Raw genomic sequence first — 19,694 nt, forward strand, 5'->3', positions numbered from 1 at the left:
TGATGCACTCCGTGGAAGGGCTGCGGCTCCGGGTACGGGTGCCGGCGAGTAGCGCGAACCTTGGGCCGGGTTTCGACTCCGTCGGGCTTGCCCTGGGAGTGTGGGACGAGGCAGAGGTCGCGGTGGGCGGCGAAGGGCTTCGGATCCGTATCGAGGGCGAAGGTGCTGGTCAAGTCCCGACCGACGAAAGGCACCTACTGTATCGATGCCTCGCTCAAGGGCTTGTCGAGTTGGGGAGCCCGCTGACCTCGGGGCTGGAGCTGATCTGCGTCAACCGGATTCCGCACAGCAGGGGAATGGGGAGTTCGGCGACAGCCGCAGTGGCCGGATTCGCCTTGGCGAGCGCGCTGGAGGCGGCTTCGGCAGGATCGGCCTCGGCCGGAGAGATCGCGATCGACCGGGATTTCGTCAATGAGATGGCGGCTCGGGTGGAGGGGCATCCGGACAACAGCTCGGCGAGTGTTTTCGGCGGGATGACGGTCTCCTGGTCCGAAGGGGGCTCCGGGGTCGGGTTCCGCACTGCGCAGATCGCGGTGCACGAGGACATCGTGCCTGTGGTGCTGGTACCTGATGCGGAACTGTCGACGGCATCGGCCCGGGCCGCATTGCCCACAGAGGTGTCCTTGAAAGCGGCTTCAGCGACGGCGGGCCGGGCTGCGCTGCTGGTAGAGGCGATGAGTCGAAGCCCGGAGCTGCTCATGGCTGCGACCTGCGAATGGCTGCACCAGGAGCAGCGTCGCATCGCGTATCCCGCGACGATGCGGGTCGTCGACGAGCTCCGCTCATCGCATTTCGCTGCGGTGGTCTCCGGCGCAGGCCCGACGGCAATGGTGTTGACCACTCAGGATCGTGCGGCTGAGGTCGTCGAGCGCGCCAAGGTGATTTGCGGTGCGGAGCCTGACCGGTGGCAGGTTCTGACGCCGGGTGTCCCAGGGCGCGGGGTCGAGGCAGCACTGCTCCGATCGGAGCGCTCGGCTGAGGAGTGAATCCGTCAGCGTCTATGGCGAGTACGTCCAGCTGGGTGAAAGCGGTGGCGCGTTCGATCCAGCGGAACTAATCGTGCTACATTCGACTTGCTCCACGGGGAACCGTGCGCCATATCGGCCAGCCCTGATCGGATCCGATAGCACACCGGAGCAGATCGTCACCAACGGTTGATGCAATCCCGTTGCTGGCCGACCTCCCCAACCATCGCCGCCAATTTCCTTTGCCGCAGATCGCGACAAGGGGGCCTGAAAATATGCAGGTCCGGGCGGAAATTCTACATTGGCGCTGCCGTCGTCCCTGCGTGACGGTCCGCCGACCGAGGTCGAGGTCCGGTAGCTGACCGGCTTCGTACGACGAGGGAAGGACCTTCGTGACTGACACCACCGAGCTCTCCACGCCTGCGGATGAGGCTCCGAAACGTCGCGGCCTGACGACGCTGCGGCTGGCCGAGCTCCAGAACCTTGCGCAGGCCATGGGTATCTCCGGTACGTCCGGCATGCGCAAGGGTGATTTGATCCTCGCCATCAAGGAGCGCCAGGGAGGCGCGTCCACTATCGACGTCCAGGTTGCTGCGCCTCGAAGGGCAGGCAAGGTTCAGTCCAGCTCTGTCCCGGAGAGGAAGAGCGCCTCGCAGGAGGGAGAACAACGCTCCACTCCCTCGGAGAAGACCACGAAAGATGCGGAGCCTGTGGTGAAGAGGTCAGCAGGAGAAGAACGCTCCGCGCCGAGCGCGCAGGACGAGACGAACTCGGTCGGCACCGGTCGTCAGCGTCGTTCTCGTCGGGCCACCGCGCCGGTCGCCGCGCCGGAACGACGCGAGGAGGGCGCACCGGCTCCGGCGGAGCAGGAGAAAACCACTTCGCGGACCGAGCAGGCCGATGACCGGCAGCAAAGCTCTGGTAACAACGAGAGCACACAGAACAACGACGAAGGACAGGGGCGTCGCCGATCCCGCCGTGAGCGGCAGCGTGACTCCCGACAGAGCGGGGATCAGGGCGCTGACTCGGGCCAGTCACGCGGTGAGTCGCGCGGTGACTCTCGCGGTGAGTCCTCACAGGGCAGCGGGCGTCAGGGCGAGAGCCGACGCTTCGGCGAGGACGACGACAGCCGTGGCGGCCGCCGTCGTAACCGCCAGCGCAGCCGTGACCGTAAGCGCCGGGGCAACCGCGGCATGGGAGACGACTACAGCGATCAGATGGAGACCTTCACCGAGGACGACGTCCTGGTGCCGATCGCCGGGATCCTCGACGTCCTGGACAACTACGCTTTCGTGCGGACCAGCGGATACCTGCCTGGCCCCAATGACGTCTACGTCCCCTTGGGCATCGTCAAGAAGAACGGGCTGCGTAAGGGCGACGCCGTGACCGGAGCGGTCAAGGCCCTCCGGGAGGGCGAGCAGCTCCCCGCGCGCCAGAAGTTCAACGCTTTGGTGCGCTTGGACACGGTCAACGGTGGCTCTCCGGACTCGGCCAGGGGGCGGGTCGAGTTCAACAAGCTCACGCCGCTCTACCCGCAGGAACGTCTGCGCTTGGAGACCGAACCGAATATCTACACGACCCGGATCATCGACCTCGTGTCGCCGATCGGTAAGGGCCAACGTGGTCTGATCGTCTCCCCGCCCAAGGCCGGTAAGACCCTGATCCTGCAGGCCATCGCCAATGCGATCACGAAGAACAACCCGGAGGCCCACTTGATGGTGGTGCTCGTCGACGAGCGCCCCGAAGAGGTCACCGATATGCAGCGCACCGTGAAGGGCGAGGTCATCGCCTCGACCTTCGACCGGCCTGCAGACGACCACACCACCGTGGCCGAGCTGGCGATCGAGCGGGCGAAGCGGCTCGTCGAAATGGGGCATGATGTCGTGGTTCTGCTCGACTCCATCACTCGCCTGGGGCGTGCTTACAACCTGGCGGCCCCAGCCTCCGGTCGGATCCTTTCCGGTGGTGTCGACTCCTCGGCGCTCTACCCGCCGAAGCGTTTCTTCGGTGCTGCGCGCAATATCGAGAACGGTGGGTCGCTGACCATCCTGGCCACGGCGCTGGTAGAGACCGGTTCCAAGATGGACGAGGTCATCTTCGAGGAGTTCAAGGGCACCGGAAACATGGAGCTGCGGTTGTCTCGCCAGCTTGCCGACCGCCGGATCTTCCCTGCTGTCGACGTGAATCCTTCGGGAACGCGTCGGGAGGAGATCCTGATGAGCGCGGACGAGCTGAAGCTCATGTGGAAGCTGCGGCGGATCCTGTCCGCTCTGGAGTCCCAGGCTGCTTTGGAGCTCCTGCTCGCTCAGATGAAGAAGACCAAGCAGAACGCAGAGTTCCTGATGATGGTCCAGCGCAACAGCAGCATCAAATTGGACGACGAGGACTGAACCGGTTCCTTCCTTCGGAAGTGATCTTCTGAGGGGGCCTGGCTTTCAGTAGCGCGGGCTCGGTCTTTCTGGCCGGGCCCGCGTCGATCTCTCAAGGCTGGGATGTTTCGTCAGGATTTCTCGGTGCTCGGCGATCTCTGGCAAACTGGGGTGTTGGCTGCCGGTTCACGTCGCACCATCCGAGGTGCGCGACCCGGCAGGGCGACCACCCCCTGAGGAGAGATCGTGCAGAAAGACATCCACCCCACTTACGTGGAGACCACGGTGACCTGTACCTGCGGGAACACCTTCACCACCCGCAGCACGGCCAAGAACGGTGCGATCAGCGCCGATGTCTGCAGCCAGTGCCACCCGTTCTACACGGGCAAGCAGAAGATCCTCGACACCGGTGGTCGTGTGGCCCGCTTCCAGGCGCGCTACGGCAAGAAGGCTGCCAAGTAGCTTCCCTGTCCGACGCCGACCCGCATGCTCCATGGCATGTCGGGTCGGCGTCGGCGCATGTCAGGCACAGAGTCGTCCTTCATGCCGATGAGGAGAAGCGAGATGTTGGAGTCCGCAGCAGCACAGGCTCAGGAATACGCCGAGATCGAGGCGCGGTTGGCCGATCCATCCGTTTTCGCGGACCAGGCCTTGGTGAAGAAACTCAACAAGCGATACGCCGCGCTGGCACCGGTCGTGCGCTCCTACAGCGAGGTCAAGGTTCTCACCGAAGATCTGTCTGCTGCGCGTGAGCTTGCCGTGGAGGATGCTTCGTTCGCCGAGGAGATCCCTGCAATGCAGGAACGACTCGATGCTGCGCGCAGCCATCTGCGTGCGCTCCTCGTCCCCCGGGATCCCGATGACGATCGAGATGCGATCGTGGAGATCAAGGCAGGTGAGGGTGGTGAAGAATCTGCGCTCTTCGCCGGTGACCTGCTCCGGATGTACCTGCGCTATGCCGAACGTCGTGGTTGGTCGACGCAGATCCTGGATCTGATGGAATCCGATCTGGGCGGGTACAAAGATGTGCGGCTGGCGGTGTCGGCGCGAGGTGTCCCCGGCCCGGGCGAGGCGCCATGGGCGCGGCTGAAGTACGAGGGCGGAGTTCATCGGGTGCAGCGGGTCCCGGTGACCGAGAGCCAAGGCCGGATCCACACTTCAGCGGCAGGGGTCTTGGTGATGCCGGATCTCGACGACCCCGAAGAGGTCGAGATCTTTCCGGCCGACCTACGCATCGACGTCTATCGTTCTTCCGGCCCCGGCGGGCAGAGCGTCAACACCACCGACTCCGCAGTGCGGATCACACATCTGCCCACGGGCCTTGTCGTCAGTTGTCAGAACGAGAAGTCGCAGTTGCAGAACAAGGAATCGGCGCTGCGGGTGCTGCGCGCACGACTCCACCAGATGCGGGTGGACGAGCAGGATGCGCAGGCAGCAGATGCTCGTCGTAGCCAGGTCCGTACGGTCGACCGTAGCGAACGTATCCGGACGTACAACTTTCCGGAGAACCGCATCGCCGATCACCGCACCGGCTTCAAGGCGTACAACCTCGACACGGTTCTGGACGGAGAGCTGGATCCGGTCGTGCAATCTGCCGTCGACGCGGACGAGGCAGCTCGGCTGGCGCGGATGGTCGATCGCCCATGAGCGCAGCGCCGGAGGAGGAAGCGGTGACGGATCAAGTGCCGGAAGATCTTTCGAGAGCGCTGCGATGGGCCACCTCAGTGCTCTCGACTGCGGGTGTGTCAAGCCCGCAGACGGACGCCGTGCTGCTGGCGGCTCATCTGGCGGGGATCTCACCGGGCGAGGTACACAGCCGTGCCATCCTCGGTACGCCGACCCCGGAGGGCTACGGAGCCCTGGTCCGCCGACGTGCTGGACGGATCCCGCTGCAACATCTGACGGGGAAAGTGGCTTTCCGCCGCCTGGAACTGAGCGTGGGACCGGGGGTCTTCATCCCTCGGCCGGAGACCGAACTCCTCGCCGGGTTGGCGATCCGGGAGCTGATCTCTCGGGAGCAGGAGACCGGCCGGTCTCAGGTGATGGTCGATCTGTGCACCGGATCCGGAGCGGTTGCCCTCGCCGTGGCGGACGAGACACGCGGTGTTGAAGTTCACGCGGTGGAACTCTCTTCAGAGGCTTTGGTCTATGCCGCTCGCAATGTGGCCGAGCACGGCGAAGGAATCGTGCTGATCGAGGGCGACGCCGGTGATCTGTCGCTGTCGGCTCTGGCCGGGGTCGGTGGCCAGGTGGATGTGGTCACCTGTAATCCGCCGTACATTCCGGATGGCATGGTCCCGGTGGACCTGGAAGTCCGTCGACACGATCCGCGCATGGCGCTCTACGGAGGAAGCGCCGACGGTCTGGCGATTCCGCTGCGCATGGTCGATCAGGCTCTTCGACTCCTGGTCCCGGGCGGGGTGCTGTTCATGGAGCATGCTGAGGCGCAGGGGGAGAGCCTGCCCGCGGCGATAGATGCGCGGGGCGGTTGGACGGAGGTTGAGGACCTGAGCGACCTGACTGATCGGCCGCGAGTCACCAGAGCTGTCAAAAGTTGACGAATTTCGGCCTGGATTAAGCCTTTTAATGTCGTATTCGGGGAACGTCAGTTGATTCTTACACGTTGACAACCCGTAAGCGACGGGCATTCCGGGCCCGATCCGACGTGAAGGGACGACCATGGGTTTCTTTGACCGCCTGTTCGGTGGTGGCCGAAAGGACCAGGGGCAGGGTGAAGCGCCAGCGGCGCAGCCCGCACCTGCGCCGGCACCGGCACCGGCAGCGCCGCCTGCTCCGGCTCAGGCAGCAGCTCCTGCCATGCCAGCCCCAGCACCGGCAGCAGCTCCGGCTGCGTCGGCACCAGAAGGACAAGCGATCTCCGCTGCTGATGAACAGGCCATCAAGCGTTACCAGTACATGTTGCAGACGGCTCCGCCTGACCAGATCGAAAAAGCTCATGAAGAGGCTTTTGCCAAGCTGAACCCCGAACAGCGCAAAGAGCTTCTTGCCCGCCTTTCGCAAGGCAATCCCGCAGATAAGCCGGCGGATGACAGCCCGCAGGCTCTGGCGCGTTCGGCGACCCGGACCGAGATGCGCGAGCCTGGGTCCTTGCAGAAGGTGATGGGAAACGAAGCGGGCGGAATGAGCAGGGGAGGCGCCGCTCTGGGTATGGGCGCTGCCCTCCTCGGAGGTGTCGCCGCCGGCGTCATCGGAACGGCGGTCTTCAGCTCGCTCTTCGACGAGAACACTTTCCAGCAGTGGGATGCTGCTGCTGAGGGGCTCATCCCCGATGTGGAGATGCCTGAGGTCGGAGATTTCTTCGGCTTCGGTGACGACTCCGAGGGCGGGTTCTTCGACGACTTCTAGACTGAGGCCATGAGCCCCGTCATCGATTGCACCACCGAAGACGCCCGGGCGGAGGCCGTCGCTCGAGCAGCGGCGGCCGTCCGCGACGGGCGTCTGGTCGTCATGCCCACCGACACGGTCTATGGAATCGGTGCTGATGCTTTCAACGCCGCTGCGGTGACTGCGGTCCTGGCTGCGAAGGGGCGTGGGCGGGAGATGCCACCGGCGGTCCTGGTGTCCTCACCGCATACTGTGGACGGACTGGCCGCTGAGGTGCCCGGTTACGCCCGTCAGCTGATGAAGGCTTTCTGGCCTGGCCCGTTGACCCTGATCCTGCGAGCTCATGCTTCCTTGATGTGGGATCTGGGGGAGACGAATGGGACGGTGGGGCTACGGATGCCCGATGACGCCGTCGCTCTGGCACTGCTCGCTCAGACCGGACCGATGGCGGTCAGCAGCGCGAACCGGACGGGGGCGCCTCCGGCCGCCTCGGTTCTCGACGCCGCGACCATGTTCGGTCCAGCGGTGGAGGTCTACCTCGACGCAGGGCCTGCTCGGGGTGCGGTGGCTTCGACCATTGTCGACTGCACCAAGGACGAGCCTGTCATCTTGCGGCAAGGGGTCCTTCCGGAGTCGGAGATCCGGCGTGCAGCGGGTCTGGAGCATCCTTCCTCCGAATCGATGCCGGCCACCGAGAGCTGAGGGACTCTCAGAGCCCTCGGGGCCTGCGCCAACCCAGAGCGGAATAGGCGAACCTGATGTGTTCCTCGACCACGGCTGCTGCCGCGTCTTCGTCCCGTTCGGCCACCGCCAGGTAGATCCGCCGATGTCCGTCACGAAGATGGGCGACGAAGGTGTCCCAGTCCTCCAGCTCGTGGAAGGACGTCAAGATCGGAATCCGCATCGACTCACGGATGGCGATGGTCATGTCGGCCACGAGGACGTTCTCACCGGCGGCGGCCAAAGCGACATGGAATTCGGTGTCGAGGTCGTTGAAAGCCGATCGGTCAGTGGCAGGGTCCTCCATCGCTTCGACGAGTCGACGAAGTTCTTCGACATGCTTGTCCTGACGGGAGCGGGCCGCCAACCGGGCACTCCAACGTTCCAGCATGACCCGCGCTTCGATGACATCGGACATCGGGAAGTTGGACAGGGCCACATGCAGTCGGAGTACCCGGGAGAGCGCCTCGGTGGGCATGGCGCACACGATCGTTCCGCCGTCGCGCCCGACTCCGACCGAGGCTTTCAGTACTCCTTGTGATTCCAGGACTCGGAGCGCTTCTCGGACAGCAGCTCTGCTGACTCCCAGCTTGGCAGCCAGATCGCGTTCCGGTGGGAGCCGATCGCCGACGTTGAGTGTGTCGTTCAGGATCTGTTCTTCGATACGGCCGATGACTTCTTCGTAAGCGCGGGTCTTCGTGATCCTGCGCCAAGTCTGGGCATCGCCCGCAGGTCCGTCGTTCATGGTCGTCTCTTCCGTTCCTCCGAGCGCGACGGCTATGGAGATATCACCTGCGACCGTACCGCTCTTCGGAACTGGAACGCTGGAACGCTCAAAGAATTTCACAGGGCGTCGATGTCCACTTCATGGAACATGATGGTGGCGGAAGGTGACCTTCGGACTGTTTACATGTCAGAATTTGACCTTAGTCTCATATGGTCAGACCAATTGGAGGTCGGACCGCAGTCAGCGGGTCGCAATTCAGGGCGCCCTCGAAGGACAACGGAGTTCTCATGACCGTGCTCACCGGCTTTCAGCCGAGTACTGACCCGACAGGTAACCAGTTCCTTTCTGCACTGGTCGCCATGATCCCTATCCTGGCGATGCTGATCACTTTGGGTGGTCTGCGTTGGCGGGCTCATTACGCCGGTCTGTTCTCTTGGGGACTGGCCTGCATCGTCGCCGTGGCTGTCTTCAAGATGCCGATCGCCATGGTCGCGGCGACCAGCGCCGAGGGTTTCCTTTACGGCATCTTCCCCATCGTCTGGATCCTGTTGGCCGCGATCTGGATGTACCAGGTCACCGTGATCTCCGGGCGTTTCGACGACCTGCGTCGCACTTTCTACCTGATTAGTGATGACACTCGTGTCCTGGGTCTGCTGATCGCTTTCTGCTTCGGTGGGCTGCTGGAGGCCTTGGCCGGATTCGGTGCGCCGGTGGCGATCACCACGGTCATGTTGATCGCTATCGGTTTCTCCAAACTGCGTGCGGCGATCGTGGCCCTGTTGGCGAACACCGTCCCGGTGGCATTCGGCGCGGTGGGTCTTCCGGTTCTCATGGCGGCGAAGACCGCAGACATGGACGTCTATGCGATCGCGCCGATCACCGGTCGGATCACCGCCATCCTGTGTCTCGTCGTTCCTTTCCTCCTGCTCGCGGTGATGGACGGTAAGCACGGCGTCAAGCAGTGCTGGCCTTTCGGGCTGGTCGTCGGCCTGACCTTCGGCATCACCAAGTGGATCATCTCCGGTTCGGCTCTCTACAACCTGACCGAGGTCTTCTCCGCAGTCGTCTCCGTCGTGGTGGCCATCGCCTTCACCCGCGTCTGGAAGCCGGCCGGTTCCGCCGAGGCCCGCCCGCGCGTCGGCGCGCCCCTCGTGCCCGAGGTCGAGGGCGGGCCGGTCGAAGCACAGTCCACCGACGCCTCCGACCTGACCCGTCAGCGCATCTTCATGGCCGTAGTTCCCTACGTCCTGGTCATCGTGGTCTTCGCCATCGCGAACCTCGCGCCTGTCGCCAAGTTCGCCAAGTCCCTCGATGTGAAGATCCCCTGGCCCGTCCTGACCGGAGAGCTGCTGGACAGTGCGGGCAAGGCGTCTTCGCACCAGACCTACACCTTCTCGTGGGCTTCGACCCCCGGCATCCTGCTGGCTTTCGTGGCCATCCTGGTCGGCCTGATCTACAAGGTGTCCATGAAGGACCTCTTCGGTGAGTTGGTCGTCAACGCCAAGAAGATGAAGTTCACCGTGCTGACCATCGGCTCCGTGGTGGCACTGGCCTATGTGATGGGTGACTCGGGACAGACCTTGGCCCTGGGTATGTGGATCGCCGGTGCCGGCGTGATCTACCCCTTCCTCGCGCCGATCCTGGGTTGGATCGGTACCTACGTGACCGGCTCCGACACGAGCGCCAACATCCTGTTCTCCGGTCTGCAGGCCGGGGTCGGCGACCAGATCGGCCACAAGGCACTCCTCGTGGGGTCGAACGCTGCCGGTGGCGTCGTCGGAAAGATGATCTCCCCGCAGAGCCTCGCCATCGCCGCGACCGCGATGAGCCTGGCCGGCGCCGAGTCGACGGTGCTCCGCAAAGTCATCGGGTGGAGCCTGGGGCTCCTCGTCGTGCTCTGTCTGGTCTCTGGTCTCATGTCAACGCCAGTTTTGGCCTGGGTCCTCCCCTGATTTTTCACTGGCCGGTTCTCGGCCGTTGATCGCAAGGAGTCGCTATGAACAGCAAGCCGGGCGAGGGCAAAAAGGTAGCCCTGTTCGCCACCTGTGCTGGGGATGCCATGTTCCCAGCCACGCCGAAAGCCGTGCTCTCCGTCCTGGAGCGTCTCGGCTGTGAGGTCGAGTTTCCGGAGAAGCAGACCTGCTGCGGGCAGGCCTTCACCAACACCGGATACTTCGACGAGACCATTCCGGTCGTCCGCAACTTCGTCGAGACCTTCGGAAAGTACGACTACATCGTGGCGCCTTCCGGGTCATGCGTCGGATCGGTCCGCGAGCAGCATCCGATGCTGGCCGAGCACGCCGATGACTCGGGTTTGCGGGCCGAGGTCGCCGACATCGTGCGGCGCACCTATGACGTCAGCGAATTCATCATCGATGTCCTCGGGGTCGAGGACGTGGGGGCGTATTTCCCGCACAAGGTGACCTATCACCCCACCTGTCACTCCACCCGGGTGGCCAAGGTGGGGGACAAGCCCTACCGGTTGCTCAAGGCGGTCAAGGGGTTGACTCTGTTGGAGCTGCCCGACGAGGACCGCTGTTGTGGTTTCGGAGGCACTTTCTCCATGAAGAACCCTGACGTCTCCGTGGCCATGGCCTCCGACAAGGCCCGCCATGTGGCCTCGACGGGTGCCGAGTACCTCGTGACCGGTGACAACCTCTGCCTGCTGAACATCTCGGGTGTGCTCGGTCGTCAGCACTCAGGGATCAAGCCCATCCACTTGATCGAGATCTTGGCGCAGACCGAAGGAGTGCCGGCATGAGCGAGCGCCGTACCCCTGCACCGCCTTCGGGTGACTTGATCGACTCGCCGCGGTTCCCGGTCGCTGCTCGCCGCGAGTTGTCGAACCCGGTCCAGCGTGGCAACTTGCATCACGCGATGACCACGATCCGCGCCAAGCGTGGACGGGTCGTGGGCGAGCTCGACAACTGGGAAGAGCTCCGTAAGGCCGGTGAGGCGATCAAGAACCGGACGTTGCGTCATCTCGACACCTATCTCCTGCAACTTGAGGAGTCGTTGACCAGGGCCGGAACTCAGGTCCACTGGGCCCGGGATGCCAAAGAGGCCAACGAGATCATCGTTCGCCTGACGAAGGCTGCGCTGGCCCGTCACGGGGTGGCGGACGAGGTCTCCGAGGTCGTCAAGGTCAAGTCGATGGCCACCCAGGAAATCGACATGAACGAGGCCTTGGAGGAAGCCGGTGTCGCCGCGTGGGAGACCGACCTGGCCGAACTGATCGTCCAGCTGGGCCACGACCGGCCCAGCCACATCCTGGTTCCGGCCATCCACCGGAACCGGGCAGAGGTCCGGGAGATCTTCCTGGAGGAGATGGGGCGTTACGGCAAAGCTGCGCCTGCTGACCTCCCGGCCGAACCGCCTCAGCTCGCCGGGGCCGCTCGCCTGCACCTGCGGGAGAAGTTCCTGCGCGCCAAGGTGGCCATCTCAGGTGCGAACTTCGCCGTGGCCGAGACCGGCACACTGACCGTGGTCGAGTCGGAGGGTAACGGGCGGATGTGCCTGACCCTTCCGGAGACCCTGATCTCCGTGGTCGGGATCGAGAAGGTCGTCCCGACCTTCGACGACCTGGAGGTCTTCCTCCAGCTGTTGCCGCGTAGCTCCACCGGTGAGCGGATGAACCCGTACACCTCACTGTGGACCGGTCCCACCGAGGGCGACGGCCCCCAGGAGATGCACGTCGTCCTGATCGACAACGGCCGGACCAAGGTGCTCTCCGACCCCGAGGGCCGTCAGGCACTGCGGTGTATCCGTTGCTCGGCCTGCATCAACGTCTGCCCGGTCTACGAAAAAGTGGGTGGACACGCCTACGGGTCGGTCTACCCAGGGCCGATCGGTTCAATCCTGACCCCGCAGCTGCGGGGGACGGGGAGCGCTGTGGACAAGTCGCTGCCCTTCGCCTCCACCCTGTGTGGGGCCTGCTTCGACGTCTGTCCGGTCCGGATTCCGATCCCGGACCTGCTGGTGCACATGCGCAACAAGGTCGTCGAGGCGAAGAAGGCCGAATCGAAGCAGTCCAGTGTCTTCAAACGGATGGCACATCCGCACGCCGAGCCGGCGATGATGAAGGCCGGGGCGTGGATGATGGCCGATTCCCGTAGATGGGCTGCTGCCACTGCAGGGGTTGGCTTGTCCGGCAAGGTGATGGGCATCGGCAAGGGTGTCGATCACCTCGGCCCGTTGCCCTATCCGTTGTCGAAGTGGACCAACGCGCGGAATGTCCCGGCGCCGCCGAAGGAATCCTTCCGGAGCTGGTGGAAGCGCGAACGTGAAGGACAAGGGCGATGAGCGGGATGGGTTCGATGTCTGCCAAGGAAGAGATTCTCGGTCGTATCCGTACTGCGCTGGCCGATGTTCCGCCCGTGGAGCAGAAGATCGACAGCCCGGTCGACTGGCGATACCACCAGGTGACCAGCATGCCCGATGTCCTGGATCGCTTCGTGGAGCGGGTCGAGGACTACAAGGCAGAGGTCGTGCGGACCGACGCTGCCGGCGTTTCTCGTGAGATCGCACGTGCGCTCACCAAGCTGGGAGCTGAGTCGGTTGTGCTGCCTTCCGGTCTGGACCCGGCTTGGCGGCTGGCTGTCGTCGGCGCAGGCATGCACATCCTCTCGGACGAACCACCGCTCACCCAGCGTCAGCTGGACGAGACGGATGCCGTGGTCACTGCGGCAGCCGTCGGGGTTGCGGAAACCGGGACGATCATGCTTGACCATGGCACCGATCAAGGGCGTCGTGCGCTTTCACTGGTGCCTGACATCCACATCTGCGTGGTCCGCGCAGATCAGGTCGTCTCTGATGTTCCCGAGGCCGTCGAGCGCTTGGGCGACTCCGTGCGGGCGGGACGTCCGGCGACCTGGATCAGTGGTCCGAGTGCGACCAGCGACATCGAGCTGTCTCGGGTCGAGGGTGTACACGGTCCGCGGACCCTTTACGTCATCCTGCAGGAGGGCTGACCTGCTGGGTGCATGGACCGGGGTCTTGTAGCGTGGAAGCGCTGCGAGGCTCCGGTCCTCTTGTTCTGCAAGAGCTCTCGTGCTGGAGGTCGGCCGGTGTGCTTTTCATGTCCCGTGCCGCCTAAAGTTGATCGAAAGTACTGTCATGACTGAAGGGCGGAGGGCGTGCGCGAATACTTCCTGGTGTTCGCCGTGGCGCTGGTGGTGACCTTCGCGGTGACACCAGCAGTGCGTTGGTCGGCCATCCGCCTCGGCGCGATCACCCCGGTGCGTGATCGAGATGTGCACAAGACCCCGATTCCCCGGATGGGCGGGGTCGCCATCCTCATCGGGTTCCTCGCTGCCGTCGCAGTAGGGAGTCAGCTCCCGCATTTGCACTGCATCATTCGCACTGACCCGGTTGCTTGTGGTCCGGGCGGTGGTGGCGAGATCAAAGGCATCGTGATCGGTGCGATCCTCGTGGCTCTCGTAGGAGCTATCGATGATGTTCGTGAGCTGGACTGGCTGACCAAACTGTCCGGTCAGATCATCGCCGGCGGGGTGATGGCCTACTCGGGAGTGCAGCTGCTGTCCTTGCCCATCCTGGGAGTGACTGTTCTGCCTTCACCGGTGCTTGTCGTCCTGACCATCGGGATCGTTCTGGTCACCACTAATGCGGTGAACTTCGTCGACGGTCTGGACGGGCTCGCTGCCGGGATCGTGGCGGTCGCAGCCTTCTCCTTCTTCCTGTACGTCTACGGGGTTTCCTACCGCTACAACCCGCCGAATGTGTTCTCCACGGCGACTTTTGTCAGTGCTGCCACGGTGGGTTGTTGCGCAGGTTTCCTTCCGCACAATTTCCATCCCGCGCGGTTGTTCATGGGCGATGCGGGTTCCTTGTTGTTAGGTCTGTTGATGGCGGCGACCACCATCACCTTCATCGGTAATGTCGATCCGGCGGTTCCGACCTCGGGGAACGAACAGTTGGCGATGTACCTGCCGATCGTGCTGCCCCTGGCCGTGATCGTCATCCCGCTGCTCGACATGACTTTGGCGGTGATCCGGCGTACCAGGCGGGGGCAGAGCCCGTGGTCGCCGGATGCCCAGCACCTGCAGCATCAGCTCCTGGGGCTGGGGCACAGCCATATGGGAGCGGTGCTCCTGCTCTACTTGTGGGCTGGGATCGTGGCCTTCGGCGCGGTGGCTCTGGCGTATGTGGAAGGGCCGGTTCCCTTGTTCCTCATCGCGGGGGCCATGGCAGGAGCGTTGTGGCTCACCGGGCGTTTTCCGAAGTGGTTGGAGCGCAAACGCTTGTGACGGTTTTCACAAGCATGGGGGGGTAAGGTGCTCCCGCATCGCCCTTCCCCTGTTCCTGCCTGTGGCAGGATGGCATCGTCGCCCATGAGTGAGGACTAGCAGGCTTCATGACCGCAGCGCGCATCGCACGATCGGTGCTCACGCCGGGCCGTGCCGTGCTCATCTGGGGGGTGCTTGCCTCGTGTCTGGTGAGTCTGCTCGGTGCCGCCATCGGGTTCCTCTCGTCGGGTGTCGAGGAGGCGATCAGTGCGGCGGCGGGATCCCTGCTGGTGGCGGTCTTCTTCGCCAGCGGAGCCCTTGCCCTGGGAGTCATTCTCAAGTATGCGGAATCCCTTGCGCTCATGGGGGCTTTGGCTGTTTACGGCACGCAGGTGACTGTGCTCTACAGCCTCTATGACACACTCGACCACTCCTGGTGGTTGAGGGGGAAGTGGTTCGCCGCAGCCGCTCTGGTAGAAGTTGTCGTGTGGCAGTGCGTGCACGTCCTTGCTGTGGTGAAGACACGGACCCTGATCTACTCCGTGCCATTGCCCACCGTCGAGTCGCGTTGAGGGGAGGAAGACGAGTATGGAGCAGCGGCAAGCTGGCGGCAGCAACGCGAAAACGACTTCGGCCGAGATCCCACCCTTCCGGGACGATGCCTCCTCGATCCTCTCCTACCTCTTCTCCGGCCCGCTCACCTTCGGGGGGATCGGCTACGGCCTCGACTACTGGCTGGGTACGACTTTCGTTGTAGCGATCGGGATTCTTCTGGGTATCGCTATGAGCATTTACGTCATCTGGCTCCGGTACGGTGGCAGTTGACTGCACTGAATGATGTGCGGTCCTCCGGCCGCGTCTGCCTTTGCCGTTCCCTGGGCGTGCACACTCCCGCGCGAGTCGAAGCACGTGTGATCCTCAAGGAGATGAAGTGGTCCTGAGCGCCATGATCCCCCTCGCCGGGCGTGTCGCTGCGGAAGGTGGCACGTTTACGCCCCCCTCGCCCTACGACTTCTGGCAGCCGCTGTGGACCGTCGGTGGTGTGACCATCACCCGACCCATGTTGGTGATGTCCGTAGCCTTCCTCATGCTCGTCGGCTGGATGTCCTATGCCTTGAAGGGCGCTCAGACAGTGCCGACGCGCAGGCAGCATCTGTTCGAGATGGTCTACGACTTCGTGCGTCATGACATCGCCAAGGACATGATCGGGAGCAAGGACCTGATCCGGTTCATGCCCTTGATCTTCGCGTTGTTCACCTTCATCGCTTTGAACAACTTCATGGCGGTCATCCCGTTCTTTCAGAATCCGCCGATGGCGCGGATCGCTTTTCCGATCAGCCTGGTCGCTATCGTGTACATCGCGTATCACTACGCGGGTATCAAGAAGCACGGTCTGATGGGATATTTCGGTCTGCTCATTCCGCCGGGTCTTCCCGTCGTGATGCGGTTCTTGATTGCTCCGCTGGAATTCATTTCCAACTTCATCGTTCGCCCGTTGACGCTGACTTTGCGACTCTTCGGCAACATGATGGCTGGTCACATGGTTCTGGTGCTCTTCATCCTCGGGGGCGAAGTACTTCTCTTCCACGGCGAGGGGCTCATGAAACTCGCCGGTGTCGCTTCTTTCGGAATGGGTGTCCTGATGACACTCTTCGAGCTGCTGGTGCAATTCCTGCAAGCCTATGTCTTCGCTCTGCTCGCAGCGTCGTACATCGGTTCTTCCCTCGCGGACGAACACTGATCGCAGCGCTGTCGGTAAACAACTGAACATACCCCTCGAACGCCGGGGGCAGTCGCTCCCCGGTTCACGCTCAGAAAAGGACACGCATCATCATGACCGGCACCATGAACCTCGTTGGCTACGGCATCTCCACCATCGGCCCGGCCCTGGCCATCGGTCTCATCTTCGCCGCGCTGATCAACGGGATCGCTCGCCAGCCGGAGGCCAAGAGCGCCCTCATGCCCGTCGCGATCATCGGTTTCGCGGTCGCCGAGGCCCTGGCCATCCTGGGCTTCGTCGCGCTGTTCATCTTCAGGTCCTGACCCACTCGCGGTCACACTCCGCCCCGACAGCAGCCACGCGTCGGGGTACAGCCTGGTCATAGGAGATTTCCGTGCAACTCAGCCTGATACATCAGGTCGCTGCCCTCGTGCCCATGGAAGGTGGGGGCGGCGGCAACGACGGGCAAGGTTCGTCGATCGTCCCGCACCCCGGCGAACTCATCTTCGGTTCCATCCTCTTCCTGATCTTCCTGGTCTACATCTGGAAGAAGGTCGTGCCGACCATCGAAGGCATCTACCAGCAGCGGTCGGAAGCCATCGAAGGTGACATGGGACGCGCCGAGAAGGCGCTGGCCGAGGCCGAGGCCTTGAAGTCCCAGTACGAACAGCAGTTGTCCGAGGCTCGGACCGAAGCGGCCCGGGTCCGGGAGGAAGCACGAGAACAAGGCGCTTCCATCATCGCGGAAATGCGCGACCAGGCCCAGGTCGAGGCAGCGCGCATCCTCGAGAACGCCCAGCGCCAGATCGAGGCCGAGCGCAACCAGGCCATGCAGCAGCTCCGAGGCGACGTCGGACAGCTCTCCACCGACCTGGCCAGCCGAATCGTCGGTGAATCCCTGCACGACGAGATCCGTCAGCGGGGGATCGTCGAGCGGTTCATCAGCGAGCTCGAAGCCGGTCGGATCGAGCCGACCACAGCGTCCTCCGGCGACGGCCACGCACCGCGGGATTCCTGATGGAAGGGTCCTCCCGCGGCGCTTGGAAAGCCGCACTCGAGATCGCGCACGAGATCGAGCGTCGACGCACCGTAGATCTACGGGTGTTGGCGGGAGACCTCTTCGCGGTCAGCGAGACCCTCTCCGGTGAAGCGCGTCTCCGCAGGGCCTTCGCCGATCCCTCCCGGGACGCCTGGCCCAAGCGTGAGCTGGCGACACAGATCCTCGGTGGTCAGGTCTCCACTGAGGCGCTGAACATCGTGAACGGCGTCGTCAGCGGACGGTGGAACTCCGACCAGGACATGGTCGACGCGCTCGAACGCATCGGTGTCGACATGGTCTTCGCCGCGGTAGAGAGCGAAGGGCGTCTTCCGCAGTTGGAGGACGAGCTCTTCGAGGTCGACCAACTGGTGCAGCGTGAACGTGATCTCGGGGACTTCCTCGGCCGTAGGGATGTCGAGAAAGCGCCCAAGGCCGAACTGCTTGAGAGGCTGCTTGCCGGTCATGTCTCGCGCGATGCCCTGTGGCTGTCGACCCGTCCGGTCCTCAACCCGCGAGGGCGTAAGTATTCCGCGGCGATCTGGCGGCAGCTCGCCATCGCGGCGGAGCGTCGGCGTCAGATCACCGCGATCGTGACCTCGGCAATACCGCTCGACAAAGAACAGAAGAAGCGGATCGAATCGGCGTTGGCCCGCACCTATGGGCGCGCCGTCAATGCCAACATGGTCGTCGACCCAGATGTTCTGGGAGGCGTGCACATCCGAGTCGGCGACGATGTCATCGACGGAAGCATCCTGAGAAGGCTCGACGACGTCCGTCGGGCTGTGAGCACCACATAATTCCGCCGGTCCGGCCGCTGTATGCCCTCCGGACCGGACCACAGCACCACGCCGCGAGTCGGCACCGAAGCATCCCGACACTCGGCCCCTTTCGAACAGGCCGGGCTGCAGACGAGGAAGAAGAGAGAGACGATGGCGGAGCTCACCATCCGTCCGGAGAAGATCCGGGACGCACTGAACTCCTTTGTTCAGTCCTACGAGCCCGACGCGGCCACACGTGAAGAGGTCGGTCGGGTCACCGATGCCGGTGACGGTATCGCCCACGTCGAGGGCCTGCCCTCCGCGATGACCAACGAGCTGCTCCAGTTCGAGGACGGAACCCTCGGCCTCGCTCTGAACCTCGACGTCCACGAGATCGGTGTCGTCATCCTCGGTGACTTCTCCGGTATCGAGGAGGGCCAGAGCGTCAAGCGCACCGGAGAGGTCCTCTCCGTGCCGGTCGGCGACAGCTACCTCGGCCGTGTGGTCGACCCGCTGGGCAAGCCGATCGACGGCCTGGGCGAGATCAAGGCCGAAGGTCGCCGTGAGCTAGAGCTCCAGGCTCCGAACGTCATGCAGCGCAAGTCGGTCCACGAGCCGCTGCAGACCGGGATCAAGGCCGTCGACTCGATGATCCCGATCGGCCGTGGACAGCGTCAGCTGATCATCGGTGACCGGCAGACCGGGAAGACCACGGTCGCCGTCGACACGATCATCAACCAGAAGGCCAACTGGGAGAGCGGCGATATCGACAAGCAGGTGCGTTGCATCTACGTCGCCATCGGCCAGAAGGGCTCCACGATCGCGTCCGTCAAGGGCACCCTCGAGGAAGCCGGCGCGATGGAGTACACCACCATCGTCGCTGCCCCGGCCTCCGATGCGGCCGGCTTCAAGTACCTCGCCCCCTACACCGGATCGGCCATCGGCCAGCACTGGATGTACCAGGGCAAGCACGTCCTGATCATCTTCGACGACCTGTCCAAGCAGGCCGAGGCCTACCGTGCGGTCTCACTGCTGCTGCGTCGCCCGCCGGGCCGTGAGGCCTACCCCGGTGACGTCTTCTACCTGCACAGCCGGCTGCTCGAACGCTGCGCGAAACTGTCCGACGAGATGGGCTCCGGCTCGATGACCGGTCTGCCGATCATCGAGACCAAGGCAGGCGACGTCTCGGCGTACATCCCGACGAACGTCATCTCGATCACCGACGGCCAGATCTACCTGCAGGCCGATCTGTTCAACGCCAACGTCCGTCCGGCGATCGATGTGGGTGTGTCTGTCTCCCGAGTCGGTGGCTCCGCGCAGATCAAGGCGATGAAGGAGGTCGCCGGACGACTCAAGCTCGACCTGGCGCAGTTCCGTGCGATGGAAGCCTTCGCCATGTTCGCCTCTGACCTCGACTCCGCGTCGAAGGCGCAGCTGGCGCGCGGCGCGCGATTGGTCGAGCTGCTCAAGCAGCCGCAGTCCTCGCCCTACCCGGTGGAGGAACAGGTCGTCTCCGTGTGGGCCGGTACCACCGGCAAACTCGACGATGTCGAGGTCGAGGACGTTCGCCGATTCGAGAGCGAATTCCTGGAGTTCATGCGCCGGGAGAACGCCGGGATCCTGCAGTCGATCCGAGAGACCAAGAAGCTCGGGGACGACGCCAAACAGAGTCTTGAGACGGCGATGACCTCCTTCAAGCGGGACTTCCGCACCGGCAAGGGCACCTCGATCGCAGAAGAGTCTGTCGAGGCACTCGAGCAGGACGCCCAGGACCAGGAGCGGATCGTCCGCAAGCGCTGACCGACT

Annotated in this window: 20 protein-coding genes; 19 read left to right on the forward strand and 1 reads right to left on the reverse strand. The window is 63.8% G+C overall.

The annotated features are described in order from the left end of the window. The first annotated feature begins 2 nt into the window (after nt 1-2). The 7 genes from DX923_RS03640 (at nt 3) to DX923_RS03675 (ending at nt 7,381) form a co-directional block, all read left to right on the forward strand. On the forward strand, nt 3-986 hold the full coding sequence (locus DX923_RS03640) for a homoserine kinase (protein WP_116116133.1): 984 nt from the start codon (nt 3-5) through the stop codon (nt 984-986). A gap of 371 nt (nt 987-1,357) precedes the next feature. Further along, nucleotides 1,358-3,355, forward strand: coding sequence for a transcription termination factor Rho (gene rho, locus DX923_RS03645; RefSeq protein ID WP_116112763.1), 1,998 nt, complete (start codon nt 1,358-1,360; stop codon nt 3,353-3,355). A gap of 225 nt (nt 3,356-3,580) precedes the next feature. After that, nucleotides 3,581-3,796 carry a 50S ribosomal protein L31 gene (gene rpmE, locus DX923_RS03650; protein ID WP_116112765.1) on the forward strand — a complete coding sequence of 72 codons (216 nt, stop codon included), beginning with the start codon at nt 3,581-3,583 and terminating at the stop codon, nt 3,794-3,796. 102 nt (nt 3,797-3,898) lie between these two features. Continuing rightward, nucleotides 3,899-4,981: a peptide chain release factor 1 gene (gene prfA / locus DX923_RS03655; protein WP_116112766.1), complete on the forward strand. Its 1,083-nt coding sequence runs from the start codon at nt 3,899-3,901 to the stop codon at nt 4,979-4,981. Between the two features lie 95 nt (nt 4,982-5,076). Next, on the forward strand, nt 5,077-5,892 hold the full coding sequence (gene prmC / locus DX923_RS03660; protein WP_240322727.1) for a peptide chain release factor N(5)-glutamine methyltransferase: 816 nt from the start codon (nt 5,077-5,079) through the stop codon (nt 5,890-5,892). A gap of 259 nt (nt 5,893-6,151) precedes the next feature. Further along, on the forward strand, nt 6,152-6,700 hold the full coding sequence (locus tag DX923_RS16080; RefSeq protein ID WP_205413099.1) for a hypothetical protein: 549 nt from the start codon (nt 6,152-6,154) through the stop codon (nt 6,698-6,700). Between the two features lie 9 nt (nt 6,701-6,709). Further along, the gene (locus DX923_RS03675; RefSeq protein WP_116112773.1) at nt 6,710-7,381 is read left to right on the forward strand and encodes an L-threonylcarbamoyladenylate synthase; all 672 of its coding nucleotides are present in this window, start codon (nt 6,710-6,712) and stop codon (nt 7,379-7,381) included. A gap of 7 nt (nt 7,382-7,388) precedes the next feature. Here DX923_RS03675 and DX923_RS03680 read toward each other — a convergent pair whose 3' ends face one another. Then, a complete protein-coding gene (locus DX923_RS03680; RefSeq protein ID WP_116112775.1) occupies nt 7,389-8,144 on the reverse strand; it encodes a FadR/GntR family transcriptional regulator in 756 nt (251 codons plus the stop codon). A 269-nt stretch (nt 8,145-8,413) separates the two neighbouring features. On the opposite strand from DX923_RS03680, the gene DX923_RS03685 reads away from it, so the two are divergent. From DX923_RS03685 to atpA, 12 genes are all read left to right on the forward strand, one after another. Continuing rightward, nucleotides 8,414-10,078, forward strand: coding sequence for an L-lactate permease (locus DX923_RS03685; protein WP_116112777.1), 1,665 nt, complete (start codon nt 8,414-8,416; stop codon nt 10,076-10,078). Nucleotides 10,079-10,122: 44 nt separating this feature from the next. Continuing rightward, nucleotides 10,123-10,887: a (Fe-S)-binding protein gene (locus DX923_RS03690; RefSeq protein WP_116112778.1), complete on the forward strand. Its 765-nt coding sequence runs from the start codon at nt 10,123-10,125 to the stop codon at nt 10,885-10,887. Then, on the forward strand, nt 10,884-12,428 hold the full coding sequence (locus DX923_RS03695) for a LutB/LldF family L-lactate oxidation iron-sulfur protein (protein ID WP_116112780.1): 1,545 nt from the start codon (nt 10,884-10,886) through the stop codon (nt 12,426-12,428). The genes DX923_RS03690 and DX923_RS03695 overlap by 4 nt, the downstream gene beginning before the upstream one ends. Continuing rightward, nucleotides 12,425-13,096, forward strand: coding sequence for a LutC/YkgG family protein (locus DX923_RS03700; protein WP_205413100.1), 672 nt, complete (start codon nt 12,425-12,427; stop codon nt 13,094-13,096). Before DX923_RS03695 ends, DX923_RS03700 begins: the two co-directional genes overlap by 4 nt. 165 nt (nt 13,097-13,261) lie before the next feature. After that, complete coding sequence (locus DX923_RS03705) at nt 13,262-14,392, forward strand: glycosyltransferase family 4 protein (protein ID WP_116112781.1); 1,131 nt, start codon at nt 13,262-13,264, stop codon at nt 14,390-14,392. Nucleotides 14,393-14,499: 107 nt separating this feature from the next. Continuing rightward, entirely contained in the window at nt 14,500-14,943 is a 444-nt protein-coding gene (locus DX923_RS03710) for a hypothetical protein (protein ID WP_116112783.1), read from the forward strand. 16 nt (nt 14,944-14,959) lie between these two features. Further along, complete coding sequence (locus DX923_RS03715; protein WP_116112785.1) at nt 14,960-15,196, forward strand: AtpZ/AtpI family protein; 237 nt, start codon at nt 14,960-14,962, stop codon at nt 15,194-15,196. Between the two features lie 106 nt (nt 15,197-15,302). Next, complete coding sequence (atpB, locus tag DX923_RS03720) at nt 15,303-16,112, forward strand: F0F1 ATP synthase subunit A (RefSeq protein WP_116112786.1); 810 nt, start codon at nt 15,303-15,305, stop codon at nt 16,110-16,112. 86 nt (nt 16,113-16,198) lie between these two features. After that, nucleotides 16,199-16,414 (forward strand): F0F1 ATP synthase subunit C, encoded by a 216-nt coding sequence (locus DX923_RS03725; protein ID WP_430732298.1) that lies wholly within the window; start codon nt 16,199-16,201, stop codon nt 16,412-16,414. A 71-nt stretch (nt 16,415-16,485) separates the two neighbouring features. After that, nucleotides 16,486-17,109 carry a F0F1 ATP synthase subunit B gene (locus tag DX923_RS03730; protein ID WP_116112788.1) on the forward strand — a complete coding sequence of 208 codons (624 nt, stop codon included), beginning with the start codon at nt 16,486-16,488 and terminating at the stop codon, nt 17,107-17,109. Further along, nucleotides 17,109-17,927, forward strand: coding sequence for a F0F1 ATP synthase subunit delta (locus DX923_RS03735; protein ID WP_116112790.1), 819 nt, complete (start codon nt 17,109-17,111; stop codon nt 17,925-17,927). Before DX923_RS03730 ends, DX923_RS03735 begins: the two co-directional genes overlap by 1 nt. Before the next feature lie 132 nt (nt 17,928-18,059). After that, nucleotides 18,060-19,688, forward strand: a complete 1,629-nt coding sequence (gene atpA / locus DX923_RS03740) for a F0F1 ATP synthase subunit alpha (protein WP_116116135.1) — start codon at nt 18,060-18,062, stop codon at nt 19,686-19,688. Nucleotides 19,689-19,694: the final 6 nt, after the last annotated feature.

The sequence above is a fragment of the Austwickia chelonae genome, from assembly GCF_003391095.1.
Taxonomy (GTDB): Bacteria; Actinomycetota; Actinomycetes; order Actinomycetales; family Dermatophilaceae; genus Austwickia; species Austwickia chelonae_A.